Genomic DNA, 15354 nt, shown 5'->3' on the forward strand with positions numbered 1-15354 from the left:
CAAATGCTTTTAAAAATGAACAAAACAAAACTTAGATCAACTATAATGAAACAAAAAATCGCACTTACAATGGTACTGGTTGCTGGATTTTTTTCCGCGCAGGCACAAAACTATACCATTAAAGGAAGTCTGGAAGGGCAAGGAAACGAAAAAATTATTTTAAGAGGAACTGAAGGGCCGATAACAGTGGAGGCGAAAGATGGCAAGTTCGAATTGACGGGCTCCGCCGGAGACGAACCGTTTGTCACGTCGATGAATACAGGAGTTGACCGCAACCTATATTTAGGGGGTGGTAAAACGGGTATGTATCAGCCGCCTATACCACTGGATATTGTACTGAGCAAGGGGGCTCGCTTGACCATCACGGGGACAGCACTAGATCTTAACCGTGCTGCTGTAACTGGCGATGCGCTAAATGATAGCTTTACAGCGTTTCGCAAGGCTGAAGAGCCGCTGATTAAACAAATGGCGAGTTTGCAGAAAGAGATGGTTGAATCTAGGATTATGGGCATTAAAGATGCTGTGAACCAAATTGGACCGAAAATGCTGGAGAACAGAAAAGCCATTTCAGCATCCAGGAAAAAATTCATTAAGGAAAACCCTGATGCGTTTGCGAGTATTTATTATTTATCAATGACAGTCAAAGACTATACAACTACCGAATTGGAATCTGCTTATCATGCACTATCTTCCACTTACAAAAATACCCGCTATGCAAAGGGCATTGCCGCGAAAATTGAAGCGTTAAAAGTTGCGGATGCCGGGGGCCCAGCACCCGATTTTACCAAGCCTGATGTAAATGGCAAGCTGGTAAGTTTGTCGCAGTTTAGAGGTAAATATGTATTGCTTGATTTCTGGGGAAGTTGGTGCGGCCCTTGTCGCGCAGCTAATCCACATTTAAAAGAACTTTATAAAACATATTCGGCAAAAGGATTTGAAATACTTGGCGTGGCAAGTGAGAAAGTAAGCGGACAGGCACAAGCTGAACAGATGTGGAAGGAAGCCATCGAAAAAGATGGCTTGAACTGGACCAATGTTTTAAATAATGAAGTGTCTATGAAGCAAGATGTTGTTCAGTTGTATAGTGTTGAGGGGTATCCTACTCAAATTTTACTGGATAAAGAAGGTAGGGTCATTGGCAGATGGCTTGGTGCTGCTGGCAAACAACTGGATGATAAATTAAAGTCTATTTTTACGAACTGATATGCTGGACATCAAGAATAGTAAGATCTCATATGCAATGTTGGTTTTATTGCTGGTATTTTGCTCCATATCAACTGTAGGCCAGGTTAATAAAGGCATTACCGTTAAAGGGAAAGTCAACATCTTAAATCCGGAGACTTTCAAAAAATACAATTGGGTTTGGTTATATAAGGGCATAGGAAAGGAAAAACGAGCAATTGATTCTGTAAAGGTTAATGCAGATGGTAGTTTCAGTTTAACTGTTAAATCAACAAAGTCTGGCTTATACCAGCTTGACATCCTAAAGTGGCAAACGGCTAGCTTTTGGTCTGACCAGGATGTAAATATTCATGCAAGGGGGTATGATACTGCGAGAACCAAAAGCAAGAATTCGGGTTTTGTTGAAGTTGCCAGCAAATCAACTCGTACACAATTGATCAATACAGCCCTATATCAAAAGTTTCTGGGTGATCAGGAAATGGATGTGCTGACTGGAGAAATGTATGCTGCGAGAAATTACATTAAAAAAGATAGTATCTGGTATACTTACCTGAGGACAAATGGTTTGATTATGCAAAAATCTCAATTTGAACTCTGGAGATTAAAGCAATTGATCAATGCCAATCAGAATAACCCGGCTTTGGTTTATTTACTGAGCATGTTACCAGCGGATAAAGAGTCTGAATTTTTCTCCGCTGAACTTTCCAAGTTGATGGAACAGTATCCTCAACTGGAAGAAGCAAAGCAGTTAAAAAAAGAGTTTCTGGAAAGGGCAGCCATTCGCAATGCGCTTAAAACAGGAAGTCCCATTCCACACATTGTTTACAATGATCCTAATGGGAATAAAATAGACGTCAACAGTTTCAAAGGTAAATACGTGCTGGTCGATTTCTGGGCAAGCTGGTGCGGACCCTGCCGTAAAGCCATACCAGAAATTAAGGAATTATATGCTCAGTATAAGGAACGAGGTTTTGAGGTATTGAGTGTCTCTGTAGATACTGATATGGCCGCCTGGAGAAAAGCGATGGATGAGGAAAAGATGCCCTGGACCCAGGTGGTAAGTCCGGATAAAAACAAAACACTAAATGATTTTATGATTATTGGCATTCCTACTTTATATCTGATTGATAAGGAAGGTAGAATTGTAGATAAATACACTGGTTTTAGCGCCAAGTTGAAGACCCGGCTGCAAGAGTTGTTTAAATAATGTGTCAGGCCTGCCAGCATAAATTGTTTGGCAGGCTTGCTTTTTATCCCTTACTTATTCACGCTTATGTAAAAACAGGCTTCATGGGGGACGGTTTTTTGGTCTAAAGTCTTTATTTTTGAAATTGGCTGTCGCAAAGCTTTGATTGTTTCAATTCAGCTAACTAATAACAGAGCCCTTTACCAAAAATGAAAGAATGAAAATCTTACTTATAGAGGATACCCATGATTTGATTTCAGTCATTGTTCGGGGATTGAGTGATGCAAACATGGAGGTTAGCGTAGCCGTTGATGGACAAACTGGTCTTGAAATGGCCATTAATCATCATTTTGATCTCATTATTCTTGATATCATGCTGCCTGGAATGAATGGAATCCAGGTTTGTAAAGCCATTAGGAAGTTAAATGCGAGTGTCCCGATCCTGATGCTTACGGCATTGGCAACCACAGAGAATATTGTAACCGGATTGGACAGTGGAGCAGATGATTATATGGTAAAGCCTTTCAAGTTTGCAGAGCTTGAAGCCCGGATACGAACGCTTGCCCGCAGAAGTAATCGTGATGTTCTGCTTTCAGATGTGATCTCGGTGTTGGATCTCGAGATTAATACCGCTTCAAAAACAGTTTCTCGTAATAAAACCGCCGTAAGCTTAACCTCTACTGAATACCGGTTGCTGGAGTATCTGGCAAAAAATCAAAATAAAGTGCTTTCAAGAGTACAGATCCTTGAGAATGTCTGGGATATTGATTTTAACATGGGAACAAACGTGGTAGATGTTTACATCAACTATTTGAGAAAAAAGATTGATCACAGTGATCGTGCTAAACTTATCCATACGGTTTTTGGTATGGGTTATATCATGAGGACAGAATGTTAGGAAAGGGAATACAGTCTAAAATCACCCGGCTTTTTTTTTCGATCGCCACGGCCGGCCTCATTTTAATCAATGCTGCTATCTTTTATTTCGTCTCCAAGTTTAATTTTGACGATTTTTTTAAAAGATTGGAAGCCCGGGTAAATATCGCCGCCGAGATCAACCTGTATCCGGATGAAAAGTCTTCATCCTACCAGGAGATCAGAAGCCGTTACCTGGAAAAGCTGGAGCATGAAAGGGAGTACATCATCAAACAGGGAGACAGTGCTGTAGTGCAGTTTGAAAAGGATTTGCATTTACCACACTCGTTCTATAAGACCATTCTTAGTAAAAAGCGAGCCAGGTACAATAATGGAAACGATTTTTATGCAGGATCATCATTTAAGACTAGTCATGGCGATTACATTGTCATTATTTCGGCTTCCAATCCGTCCGGTTTTAATGAATTAGCCACCCTGAAAAGGGTATTGTTCATTATATTCTTTATCGCGGTTTTCCTGACCTATGTAATTGGAAAGGTATTTTCTTTTTATACGGTTAAGCCCGTTAATAAAGTGATTCAAAGCGTGAAGAAAATTTCGGCTGATAATCTGCACATGCGGTTGGAGGAAAAAAAAGGGAAAGATGAGATCTCAGAGCTTATCCAAACCTTCAACAATATGCTCAATCGTTTGGAAACGGCTTTTGAAACACAGAACAATTTTGTGAGCAATGCCTCTCATGAGCTTAAAACACCAATGAGCATCATTACCAGTGAGACTGAACTTTTGCTTTCGCAAAATGATCTTCCACCAAAAGCGGTAGCATCTGCAAAAATTATTCTTTCCCATGCTGAAAAGTTGGGACATATCACCACGAGCCTGCTTGCTCTGGCCCAGACTGGTTTTGATGGTAAAAAGCAAAACTGGCAGTTGATCAGGGTCGATGAGCTGGTTTTAATGGTTGCTGATTCTGTTAAAAAGATAGATCCGGATACCAAGGTCCACATTAATTTTGACACCCTTCCAGACAATGATAATTCGCTATATACGGAAGGTAACATCAATTTGCTGCAATTGGCATTAAGTAATATTGTTTTAAATGCCTGTAAGTACTCCAACAACCGGCCGGTAGAAATCAGAATTTCCTGTGATCTGGAGCGGATCAGTCTGAATGTAAAAGATCAGGGCATTGGTATACCTAAAAATGAACAACAACATATCTTTGAACCATTTTTCAGGGCATCAAATACAGCTGATTTTGAGGGGTATGGAATTGGGCTGCCTTTAACCTTGAACATCATTCGTATTCATAAAGGGTCAATTGGGATTATTTCTGAAGAAAAGATCGGAACGGAGATGCGGATCATTTTACCCATAGCCCGATCATTCTAATCAAATTTTAATAAGTAAGGGGTTTTTAAAACCCGGGGTTGTTAATACTTCAATAAAACACTGAAATTATAATCTGAGCCTAATGGTATTCTTATGCCGTTCTAATAACTGAGCGGTAAAATTGTGTTAGTAATAATTGTTATTGTAAACATTTAAAAAGCACTTTATGAAAACCATTTTAATTCCTACGGATTTTAGTCCTGCATCTTTAAACTGTATTCCTAATCTTTGCGCTCAATTTCACAAAGAACAATTGAACTTCGTGTTCGTTCATTTGTTTAAAGTATCTGACTCCATCAATGATTTACTCATGCTTTCCAGGAGATCCAGGGAATATGATTACATATCAGATGATTTTTATACCAAACTAAGGGAGTTGAAGCAGGAATTTTCTCAACTCAACCTCATCAAAATTGAATTCTTTTTTGGTAGTACAATGGTGATGTTTAGAAATTTCATTGAAGAAAATGAGGTTTCACATATCCTTCAAACCCAGGACTGTGTTTATGCACCGCTTAACAAGTCGAGTGTTGATCCATTTAATCTCACTGCAAAATTGGGTTTGCCATTGGTTGCACTCATCGAAGTTAAAAAGGCCGTTTCTGATGTAGCGTCTAGGCGTTATGCCGAAATTAATATGGCTGCTGAAGTTTATTAATTAATTTAAACCTACCACGATGTTATTAAAAGAAAATATACCCGTAAAATACATTTTTGGGAAAATTGTAAAAGAGATCATTTTCGTTACGTTATATGCCGGAATGATTGCCATATTATACAATACCTTTCATTTTACAAGGATTTCCATACCAATTGCTGTGCCGACCATTTTGGGTACTGTGATTTCCTTACTGCTGGCTTTTAAATCAAACCAGGCATACGACAGGTGGTGGGAAGCCAGGACCATTTGGGGGGCAATTGTAAATGACACCAGAACTTTAACACGACAGCTGATCACTTTTGTCTCTTGTCCGGATACTGAAGACGAAAAAGCATTTTGTACCAGGCTGGCAAAAAGACAGGTGGCCTGGTGTATCAGTTTAAGTAAACATTTGCGTGGTCAAAATCCTTTGTCGGGCATCAGCAGGTTGATCAGCCCTTCAGATATGGAATACATTAAAAATTACAGTAGCATACCGCTTGCCTTGCAGGAGCTACAGGCCATAGACATCAGAAATGCTTATAAATTAGGCTGGCTTAATGAATTTCAACAAATTCAGATTGATAAAACACTGACTGCATTTTCTAATGAAATGGGTGGTTGTGAACGCATAAAAAATACAGTTTTCCCGGCAACGTATAGCCATTACATCCATTTCTCCCTGGTGCTGTTCATTCTGTTATTGCCATTTGGTTTGATCGAGTTTTTTGGGGTAATAGAGATTCCTTTGGTGATTTCAATTGCCAGTTCGTTTTTCCTAATTGAAAAGATGGCGATCCACTTGCAAGATCCATTCGAAAATAAGCCAACAGATACACCAACTACCGCAATTTGTAAGATTATTGAGCGCGACGTGAGTCAGATGCTCAAAGAGAATTATAAACAAGAGGAAAAAGTTACTGGTCCGGCCAGTCAAAAATCTAAAGTTTTCTATGTGCTCTAGTTGTTGTAAAAAGATGTTATACTTGAGGGTTGGTTATTCATAGTTACTGACCCTTGAGTATTTTTGCTTTTAATTTAATACACCTCTGTCTTTGGCTACTTTAAGTAAAACCTGATACATCTTTTCAGGTGCAAATGGTTTATTCAGAAAGTCATAGACATTTATTTTTGCAAACCGTTGTTTCACGTCCAGCATGATGTCTGCTGTAAAGATGATCAAATGAATATTTGGGTATTGTTTTCTGACAATTTGCGCCAGGGCATATCCATCAATGCCCGGCATGTGTAAATCTAAAAGTGCTACATGATAAGGATTGGTTTCCATCAGCCTCAATGCCGCCTTGCCATCACTGGCACAGTCTGCAAATACGCCAAAATATTCCAATTGCTTTTTTGCAACCATACTGTTAATCATGTTGTCTTCAACTAATAAGACCTTCAGGCCTTTAAGTTTTTTCTCCATTGAGGAAAAAACAACTGGTACAAGATCTTCCTGATCTTGCTTCGCTGCAATTTCAAAACAGATCTCGAAGCTGAATTCTGACCCTTTGTTGATCTGACTCTCTAAAAATACCTTACTGCCGTGTAGTTCTGCCAGTTTCTGGGTGATTGTTAGGCCAAGACCCGTTCCTGAATGTTCTCGGTTGGCGGCTTGTTGTATTTGCTTAAAGCTTTCAAATACATGGGCCTGTAATTCAGCTGGAATGCCACGGCCGGTATCTTGCACTTTGAAGTTTAGACATACAGTTGTTGGTGTTGAGGAGGTTTGTTTGATCAGCAGGGTAACTTCACCCTTTTCAGTAAATTTAATGGCATTGCTAATCAGATTGTTTAACATCTGGTTAAGCCGTATCGGATCAGCAATAATCCATTGTGGAATATCGTCATCGAGATAGGTTTTGAGTAGAATTCCCTTAGACTCAGCCATCGATTTAAACTGGTTCTTGATGTTCTTTACCAATTTGAACAGATCCACTTCGGTAAGCATCAGTTCCAGCTTTTCATTTTCCATTTTCGTGAGGTCAAGAATCTCATTGATCAGCTGCATGAGGTGGTCAGCAGAAAAAATCAAATTACCAATATAATCTTCCTGATCTATGGTGTGGTTCATTTTCAGTAAGTTGGCAATGCCAATGATGCCGTTTAAGGGCGTCCTGATTTCATGACTCATGACAGAAAGGAATTCAGACTTAGTCTGAGATGCTTTTTCTGCCGTATTTTTTGCCTCAATTAGGGCCAGTTCGTTTTCTTTTTTGAGCGTGATGTCCATTAAGGCACCACGCATCATGATTACCCTATTCCCGCTTGAAACGGGAATGGCAATAGCTTCAACCCATTTTTTTATGCCTTTGGCACTGGTAAAACTCAATTCCAGGTTGTATGGTCGAAATTGTTTAATGGCAGTTCCGGCACTTTGATTTAACTGTGCCCAGCCCTCAGCGCCAAGAAATGATTCTAGGCTCTCCAGGGATAACAAATAATCCTCTTCAACGTCAAACAAGGCATATGCTTGCTTTGTCCAGAATATATTCCCTGAAACCAGATCGTATTCCCAGCCAGCAGTGATGCTTAATTTCTGACTTAAATCAAGCAGGTCATTCCGCATCTCCAACTGATTTTTGGTTTCTTCTAACGCCAGTTCAGAAATTTTCTGGGTACTGATGTCCTGAATACTAAATACGAGAATGTAGTTTTCCAAATCCGCATGAATAGAAACGGGTTTTATTCTTGCCTTAAACCACTTATTCACAGCAGGATTTAAGTGTTTGTAAATGAGCTCCTGAACATTGCCGGTTTTTATGGCTTCATTTAATGGGGCTGTAAATATATCTGCATTAGGGCCTAAAACTTCGGTTATACTTTTACAAAGGAAATCTTCTTTGGGCATAAAAAGCATACTTGGATCAGAGGCCCAGACATTTCTAATTACATGATTTCCATCCACTTCAAAAACAATATCGTCAAGCGAAGCAATCAGTGATTGTAGGTGTGCTGTCAATTCCTGTAACTTTTCGCCGCGTTCTTCGTATGGAGGTAACTGATTCATGGTACACAATAGGATAAATCAAATATAACGAAAACTACACTGAATTTTAGGTTACTATAAAATCTCCTGACAGCAATTGTCTCAGATGTTGTGTTCATTTGCAAATTGAATCAGTCCGGCAATGCCTTGGATGTTCAGTTTTCTATAAATATTCTTACGGTGCGTTTCTATGGTATAAGTGCTTAGAAATAACGCTGTAGATATCTGCTTACTGCTCATTCCCAATTTAATTAATTTAATGATCTCAATTTCCCGGGCAGATAGCTTCAATTCGTTTGCGAAACTGTCTTGCTGCCAGGTCGGTGCAGTTTGTTCATGTTGAAAAGGAAAATCGAAACTGGTACCCCCGTTTGCAATCAGGATTATCTTTTCTTTCAATAAGGGTGCAGTAATGTCTTTTAATAGAAAGCCCTTTACACCATCTTCTTTAGCCGTAGCAATGACTTTGTTGTCAAAATACATACTTAGAAACACGATTTTTACCTCCGGTAAGCGTTGCTTGATTTTTTTAGCGGCTTCGAGGCCGTTCATAAAGGGCATATTGATATCCAGCAATACCAGATCTGGGGTGATCACATTCAATGCTTGCATCAGGAGTTTGCCATTGGCAGCTTTGGCAACAACCTCAAAATTGGGGACACTATTTAAGATTTGCTCCACTCCATCGGTAAATAGTAAATGGTCATCGGCTATAATTATTTTCGTTTTCATGTTTCAATAGGGATTTCTATAATGACTGATGTTCCTGCCGGACTGTCGTCAATGTTGATTTTACCATTTAAAAATTCAGTTCTGGAATAGATGTTTTTCATCCCGATGCCCTTTGTACTCTTGGCTGTACTGCCGCCTATGCCATTGTCTTCCAGCATCACCATGATTTCTGTATCCGTGATCAAAAGTTGTATGGTTGCCAGATTTGCCTGGGAGTGTTTGAGGGTATTGTTTATCAATTCATTGATGATGCGGTATATGGTAATGGAGAAGATATTCTCAATGCTATGATCTTCCCCTTCAGTAATTAGGGTGAAACGAATGTTGCTGATGATGTTCAGTTCATCAACACGTTTTTTCAGAATATAAAAGATACCGAGTTCAGCAAAATCTTTAGGTAATAAATCATGTGATATGGACCTTAAATCATTTATGGCTTTTCGTCCGATGTCAATACTTTTTTTATAATGTGCCTCTGTCTCCAGGGGATTTCGGTTTTCAGGAACGTTGCTGATGTGTAACATAAGCGTACCCAATGTAGATCCGACATCGTCATGGATATCTTGTGCAATACGTTTGCGTTCATCTTCCTGGGCAGCTACGATTTTTTGCAGGGTTTCTTTTTGATTCAAAGTCAGCTCAAGCAGGAGCTTTTCTTTTTCATCCTTGTATAAGTTGTAGCGGTAAACAATGCCCATAAAAATGACCAGGGCTTCGAAGGCCAGGCCAATTTGTGAGTCGTTTGGTATTGACTGCATGCTGCTGTTTAGATTGCCACTCAGGATGTATACGCAATGTTTGATCACGCCGAAAATTAAAAAGGCCCCACCAATTACATATAACCAGGCCAATTTGAACTTTTGAAAGATCTTTTCAATCGCAATAATATAAAACAAGAGGGTAAGTAAAATGACTGCGCCAACAAAAATGCGCAGAAATAGTACTTTTAGGGCGATGTCATGCCCAAACCAGTAATTGATGACCAGGCAGGCCATGATCAGTAAGCAAAAAAGATATTTTAATAAATCCATTGCCCATTTAAACCGACTATTCTCACGCGTGACCTGTAAAAAAGAAGTAATCAGATTGGCCATCGTAATTAAGGCCAGGCCTGAAGCAATGTATTCTGATATGTAAGCAAAAGAGGGAAGGTTGGGGTATATGTATTGAAAATCGAAAGATATGCTGCAATACATCCAATACATCATAGAAAGTACGTATTGGACATACAGGAAGTGAATTTTTTCTTTTAAAGAGAGGTATAGGAAAATATTGATCAAAATGCTGAAAAACATTACGCCGGTAAAAATGCCAAGAAACATGTACTCATTTTTTTCCTCGGCGCTAAAAGCCCGGTCGCCTTTTAAAGTTGGTAATATATTCAGGTTGTATCCCCTGTTGTCAATAAAGACCAGATAGGTACTGGAACTTTCATTGTGCAGGGCCAGGGGAAATACGATGTCGTAGTGGCTATAGGGGCGGGCACCGAAATTTAGCTTCATTCCAGATTGGCCCATCATCACAAAGCCATTATCAGTTTTTCGATACATTTTAGCTAGCTTAAGCCAGGGTTGGTGTAATTGCAGATAAAACACGTCATCTGTATCTTGTTGATTTTTTACAGTGAAAGTAAGCCAGTAAAAATCTCTTGTAGCTGTGGCGTTGATGGTGTGATTCGGAGCTAGTTTTTTAAATGAACTGGTGGCTAATAATTTAGAGATATCAGCCAGGGAATTGTCGACAGCTGTGTTGAAATAATACAAATGCTTGCTGATATCATAGTTCTTGTCATTCTTTATAAATAGTGTATCCGGCTGTACCTGTGCCAGTGTTTGAAAAGTCAGTAAGATGACAGCGGCGATACTAAGACCTGCCCATTTAAATAATTTACCGATCACTGAGTAGCCATTTTTACTTATCCAAATGTCGAATATAAACAATTAAACGGCGGTACCCAATGTTGGGTAATTATCAATTCATCACTTCTTCTATTATAAGACACTAAACAAATAGGTTAAAATATTTGTTCATCATAAATCAACCCTATCATACTATGAAAAAATTATTCCCAATCGTATTGTTGCTGCCTTTTGCTATAGCTTGTCAGTCCAATAATAAGACATCCCAGATACAAGCGGATAGTGTCAAAACACCCGGAGATCAGCAAATTAAATTGCCAGAGCCGAGTGCCTCCAAGAATAAATTTAGTAAAGTCATTGGTTGGCCTGCTGGTAAAACCCCAGTCGCGCCTGCAGGTTTTGTGGTCACTAAATTCGCAGAAAACATCAAAAGTCCACGTAACATCTATATTGCTCCAAATGGAGATGTGCTTGTGGCATTGGCCAATTCAGAACGTGGCACAGCCGAAAAATTAGCAGCCGCCATTTCAGGCAAATCGAAATCTGAGCAGGGTGGAGAAAGTGCAAATACGATTCTGCTTTTCAGAGACAATAATAACGATGGTAAACCAGAACTGCAATCTGAATTTCTGGCTAATTTAAACCAGCCTTATGGCGTTCTGATCATTGGAAATTTCTTTTATGTAGCCAATACAGATGGTTTATGGCAGTATCCTTATGTCAGTGGGGCCACTAAAATAACGCAGCCAGGAAAGCAGATTCTGAATTTACCCGCCGGAGGATACAATAACCACTGGACAAGAAATCTCATCGCGAATTCTTCAAATTCTAAAATTTACATAACGGTCGGTTCGGGTAGTAATGTAGCCGAGCATGGCATAGAGCATGAGAAACGCCGGGCTAATATCCTGGAGATTAATCCAGATGGCACCGGAGAGGTAGTTTATGCAAGCGGGCTGCGTAATCCTGTAGGTTTAGCCTGGGCACCTGGCAATAGCGGTGTTTTGTGGACGGCGGTAAATGAACGCGATGAACTGGGTGATGAACTGGTTCCGGATTACATTACCAGCGTTAAAAAAGGTGGGTTTTACGGCTGGCCTTATTCTTATTATGGACAACATCTGGATCCAAGATTGAAAGGACAAGGGGCAGATCTTGTTAAATTGGCTATTGTTCCAGATATTGCTGTGGGTGCCCATACCGCTTCGCTTGGACTTACATTTTATACTGCCCAGCAATTTCCTGCAAAATACCATAATGGAGTTTTCATTGGGCAACATGGTTCCTGGAACCGTTCTGCATTGTCCGGTTATAAAGTAGCATTTGTTCCTTTTAAAGATGGTAAAAAAGCGGGAGAACTGGAAGATTTCCTAAGTGGATTTATTGCTGATGAAGGCAAAGGAGAAGTATATGGCCGCCCGGTAGGTGTTGCGGTCGCTAAAGATGGATCTTTACTCGTTGCTGATGATGTAAGTAATGTCATTTGGAGAGTCTCAGTTAAATCATAAAGTGTTCTTTTGTTTAAGAAAAAACTCTATATCTTTAACAGATTTTAGATGTTACACTTATGCCAGATTTTCAGATCGATCTTAACACTTGCGATAACGAACCCATTCATATTCCCGGACAAGTGCAGTCCCACGGCTTTATCATCGGACTGGATGACGCACTGTTTATTCGTTTTCATAGTGATAATCTGGACGCGTTTATATTGGGTTATCAAGTCGATTTGATTGGAAAGCCACTTAGCTTCCTGGCTAAAAATATTGGTGTTGAAAATCCTTTGGGATTGGAGCAACTGATCATATTGGGTAGGACGAATAATTTTGAGCAAATTAATCCCTACCGGATGACCATTTCCGGGCTGGCGTTGAACCTGATTATTTCAAAATCTGCAGACTATTTTATGCTGGAGTTTGAGCCTGCTGAAATTAGTGCTGGCCAGGATATCAGTGGACTGATTGGCAGTTCGATTTCTGAAATGCTTGGCGATAAAGATTTACAAACACTCTTGTTTAACAGCGCTCAGCAGGTCAAAAAAATCATTGGATACGATCGGGTCATGGTATATCGTTTCGCGGAGGATGGTCATGGAGAAGTTGTTGCAGAAGCGAAAAATGAGGATTTGAATTCCTGGCTGGGCCTACATTACCCAGCCTCAGATATTCCAAAGCAAGCACGTGAACTATACAAGCTAAATCTGACCAGGCTAATTGCCGATGTCAATACGCAGCCTGCTAAAATATTAGGTGCTAATGCCAACTTGGGGCCGATTGACCTGACGCATTCGCAATTGAGAGCTGTGAGCCCTATGCACATACAGTATCTGAAGAATATGGGCGTAGCTTCAAGTTTTAGCATCTCACTGATTTATAAACAAGAACTTTGGGGGCTCATTGCCTGCCATCAGTATACGCCCCGTTTTATACCCTATAAGGCCAGGTCTTCAGCTAAACTAATCGGACAGATTCTTTCTTCTGCACTTGAATTCAGACAGGACGAAGCCGATTACCAGATTCAGGAAGATTTTAATGGCAGGATGGAAAAACTGGTCAAATCTTTAAATGAACATGAGCATATAGACGATGGATTGGTCAATGATCAGACTGATAATTTGCTGCGGATAACGCAAGCCACAGGTGTGGTAGTTGCTTATGAGGGGAGGCGTACTAAGGTGGGGAAAACGCCTGATGACAGGTTGATAGATCAACTTATAGATTGGCTTACCATACATCAAAAAGAAGCCATCTGGCATACTGATCACCTGTCTCAGGTTTTTCCTGAATCAAAAAAATATACAGTTACAGCAAGTGGAATCTTGGTTTGCATGCTGTCCAGGGAACTTAAGGAATTCATCATTTGGTTCAAGCCAGAAAAGTTAATGACGATCCAATGGGCAGGTAATCCAGAAAAACCGGTAGCAATAGATTTTTCCGGTTTTACCCATATTTCCCCGCGTCATTCCTTCGAAGCATGGGCTCAAACGGTCTCTGGAAAATCCGAATATTGGAAGCCTGAAGAATTGAGATCAGCAGTGCGCTTGAAAGAAGAAATCTTATACGCAATCAATCAGAAAGCCGGAGCAATCCGAATGCTGAATGAGCGGTTAAGGCATGCCTATGAAGAGTTGGACACTTTTAGTTATACCATTTCACACGATTTAAAAAATCCAATTGCAGTTATTAAAAATTATGTGCAGTTGTTAAAACGTAGTGAAATAGACGAAAGAACTGCATCATTTCTGGACAGGATTACAAGGACTGCGGATAAAATGCATGTGATGATTCAGGAAATTCTGGAATATTCCAGAATTGGCAAACTTGAAATCTGTTACAAGCAAATTCCTATGGCTGCAATCATCAGAGAAATGGTCGCTGAATTCCAACTGATATACGGCCCTGAGGCATTGATTAATATCGGTGATACGCCAACACTTCAGGGGGATTCTTTTATGATACAACAGGTGTTTTCGAATCTGATTGGTAATGCGTTGAAATATAGCCAGGAATCCAGCCCTTCTCAGGTTCATATTTCCGGATCAGCCACAGGAGATGAAATTTGCTATGTGATTCATGACAACGGTCTCGGTATTGACACACAAGACCTCCCTTTTGTATTTGACTTATTTAAACGGATGCAAAACACTCAGCATATTGAAGGTTCTGGTGTGGGGCTTGCTATTGTAAAGCGCATTGTGGATAAGCATAAAGGACGGATTTGGGTAGAAAGTGAGCCAGGAAAAGGTTCCAAGTTCTTTGTCTGCTTCAATCAGTAAAAATCCGGGAAGTTGAATTCTATCTTGATAATTTGCTTTATTCCGATTAGTTATTTACATTGATCCCAAGGCAACGTAAAGATAGTGAAAATGGCCATTATACCTCTTAACAAAGAAAGCGACCTGTTGGCGAAAATTGCTGAAGGGGATGAGCGGGCATTTAAAATAGTCTATGAATTTTACCAGCATAAAATATATACCTTCTGTTTACCTATACTTCATTCCGAAATACTTTCGGAGGAAGTTGTTCAGGAATCTATGCTTAAGTTATGGAGCATGGGTTATCAGCTTAAAACGATCGTAAACTTAGATGGCTATCTCAAATCAATTGCGAGAAACCGGGCGCTTGACTTGCTGCGTCAACAGAAACTCGTAGCGCGGGCAGACCACAAGTTAAGTAGTAGCTGGACCGAAGCGCATAACGAGACTGAAGAGCAAATTATGTTGAATGATACCAATAAAGTGTTAAAAGATGCCATTGATCAGCTTCCAAGGCAACAGAAGTTAGTTTATGAGCTTTCGCAGCAAAAGGGTTTAAAAAATGATGATATCGCAGTACAGTTGGACCTGAGTCCTGCTACCGTTCAAACGCATCTTAAACTGGCAAAGAAATTCCTGCGGGAGCAAATCAGAAAAAATACGGACATTGCCATTCTGATCATCTTGTTAAAATTGTTATAATTTTTTTTATTTTCCATTACCCAAGTTCAGCATCCCGTTCGT

General features: G+C 39.9%; 12 protein-coding genes. 9 read left to right on the forward strand and 3 right to left on the reverse strand.

All coding sequences use genetic code 11. From position 1 onward, the window contains the following. The first annotated feature begins 45 nt into the window (after window positions 1-45). The 6 genes from IM797_RS08640 to IM797_RS08665 all read left to right on the forward strand — a co-directional run bounded on the left by IM797_RS08640 (window position 46) and on the right by IM797_RS08665 (window position 6240). Window positions 46-1203: a TlpA disulfide reductase family protein gene (locus tag IM797_RS08640; RefSeq protein WP_194126720.1), complete on the forward strand. Its 1158-nt coding sequence runs from the start codon at window positions 46-48 to the stop codon at window positions 1201-1203. 37 nt (window positions 1204-1240) lie between these two features. Beyond that, entirely contained in the window at window positions 1241-2389 is a 1149-nt protein-coding gene (locus IM797_RS08645; protein ID WP_194126721.1) for a TlpA disulfide reductase family protein, read from the forward strand. Between the two features lie 196 nt (window positions 2390-2585). Next, window positions 2586-3266: a response regulator transcription factor gene (locus tag IM797_RS08650; protein WP_194126722.1), complete on the forward strand. Its 681-nt coding sequence runs from the start codon at window positions 2586-2588 to the stop codon at window positions 3264-3266. Continuing rightward, window positions 3260-4636, forward strand: coding sequence for a HAMP domain-containing sensor histidine kinase (locus tag IM797_RS08655; RefSeq protein WP_194126723.1), 1377 nt, complete (start codon window positions 3260-3262; stop codon window positions 4634-4636). Before IM797_RS08650 ends, IM797_RS08655 begins: the two co-directional genes overlap by 7 nt. 166 nt (window positions 4637-4802) lie before the next feature. Continuing rightward, window positions 4803-5294, forward strand: coding sequence for a hypothetical protein (locus tag IM797_RS08660; protein ID WP_194126724.1), 492 nt, complete (start codon window positions 4803-4805; stop codon window positions 5292-5294). A 19-nt stretch (window positions 5295-5313) separates the two neighbouring features. Continuing rightward, the gene (locus IM797_RS08665; RefSeq protein ID WP_194126725.1) at window positions 5314-6240 is read left to right on the forward strand and encodes a bestrophin family protein; all 927 of its coding nucleotides are present in this window, start codon (window positions 5314-5316) and stop codon (window positions 6238-6240) included. A gap of 69 nt (window positions 6241-6309) precedes the next feature. On the opposite strand, the gene IM797_RS08670 is transcribed toward IM797_RS08665, so the two are convergent. From IM797_RS08670 to IM797_RS08680, 3 genes are all read right to left on the reverse strand, one after another. Beyond that, on the reverse strand, window positions 6310-8286 hold the full coding sequence (locus IM797_RS08670; protein WP_194126726.1) for an ATP-binding protein: 1977 nt from the start codon (window positions 8284-8286) through the stop codon (window positions 6310-6312). Between the two features lie 81 nt (window positions 8287-8367). Further along, complete coding sequence (locus IM797_RS08675; RefSeq protein ID WP_194126727.1) at window positions 8368-8997, reverse strand: response regulator transcription factor; 630 nt, start codon at window positions 8995-8997, stop codon at window positions 8368-8370. After that, complete coding sequence (locus IM797_RS08680; RefSeq protein WP_194126728.1) at window positions 8994-10895, reverse strand: 7TM diverse intracellular signaling domain-containing protein; 1902 nt, start codon at window positions 10893-10895, stop codon at window positions 8994-8996. Before IM797_RS08680 ends, IM797_RS08675 begins: the two co-directional genes overlap by 4 nt. A 155-nt stretch (window positions 10896-11050) precedes the next feature. Here IM797_RS08680 and IM797_RS08685 point away from each other — a divergent pair, with 155 nt between their 5' ends. The 3 genes from IM797_RS08685 to IM797_RS08695 all read left to right on the forward strand — a co-directional run bounded on the left by IM797_RS08685 (window position 11051) and on the right by IM797_RS08695 (window position 15312). Beyond that, the gene (locus tag IM797_RS08685) at window positions 11051-12364 is read left to right on the forward strand and encodes a sorbosone dehydrogenase family protein (protein WP_194126729.1); all 1314 of its coding nucleotides are present in this window, start codon (window positions 11051-11053) and stop codon (window positions 12362-12364) included. A gap of 59 nt (window positions 12365-12423) precedes the next feature. Then, a complete protein-coding gene (locus IM797_RS08690) occupies window positions 12424-14631 on the forward strand; it encodes an ATP-binding protein (protein ID WP_194126730.1) in 2208 nt (735 codons plus the stop codon). Window positions 14632-14721: 90 nt separating this feature from the next. Then, window positions 14722-15312 (forward strand): RNA polymerase sigma factor, encoded by a 591-nt coding sequence (locus IM797_RS08695; RefSeq protein WP_194126731.1) that lies wholly within the window; start codon window positions 14722-14724, stop codon window positions 15310-15312. Window positions 15313-15354: the final 42 nt, after the last annotated feature.

The sequence above is a fragment of the Pedobacter sp. MC2016-24 genome (genome assembly GCF_015223055.1).
GTDB lineage: Bacteria > Bacteroidota > Bacteroidia > Sphingobacteriales > Sphingobacteriaceae > Pedobacter.

Bases quoted from the DNA above. Each gene is read 5' to 3' on its own strand.
- IM797_RS08640 (WP_194126720.1), top strand. From the start codon at position 46: ATGAAACAAAAAATCGCACTTACAATGGTACTGGTTGCTGGATTTTTT.
- IM797_RS08645 (WP_194126721.1), top strand. From the start codon at position 1,241: ATGTTGGTTTTATTGCTGGTATTTTGCTCCATATCAACTGTAGGCCAG.
- IM797_RS08650 (WP_194126722.1), top strand. From the start codon at position 2,586: ATGAAAATCTTACTTATAGAGGATACCCATGATTTGATTTCAGTCATT.
- IM797_RS08655 (WP_194126723.1), top strand. From the start codon at position 3,260: ATGTTAGGAAAGGGAATACAGTCTAAAATCACCCGGCTTTTTTTTTCG.
- IM797_RS08660 (WP_194126724.1), top strand. From the start codon at position 4,803: ATGAAAACCATTTTAATTCCTACGGATTTTAGTCCTGCATCTTTAAAC.
- IM797_RS08665 (WP_194126725.1), top strand. From the start codon at position 5,314: ATGTTATTAAAAGAAAATATACCCGTAAAATACATTTTTGGGAAAATT.
- IM797_RS08670 (WP_194126726.1), bottom strand. From the start codon at position 8,286: ATGAATCAGTTACCTCCATACGAAGAACGCGGCGAAAAGTTACAGGAA.
- IM797_RS08675 (WP_194126727.1), bottom strand. From the start codon at position 8,997: ATGAAAACGAAAATAATTATAGCCGATGACCATTTACTATTTACCGAT.
- IM797_RS08685 (WP_194126729.1), top strand. From the start codon at position 11,051: ATGAAAAAATTATTCCCAATCGTATTGTTGCTGCCTTTTGCTATAGCT.
- IM797_RS08690 (WP_194126730.1), top strand. From the start codon at position 12,424: ATGCCAGATTTTCAGATCGATCTTAACACTTGCGATAACGAACCCATT.
- IM797_RS08695 (WP_194126731.1), top strand. From the start codon at position 14,722: ATGGCCATTATACCTCTTAACAAAGAAAGCGACCTGTTGGCGAAAATT.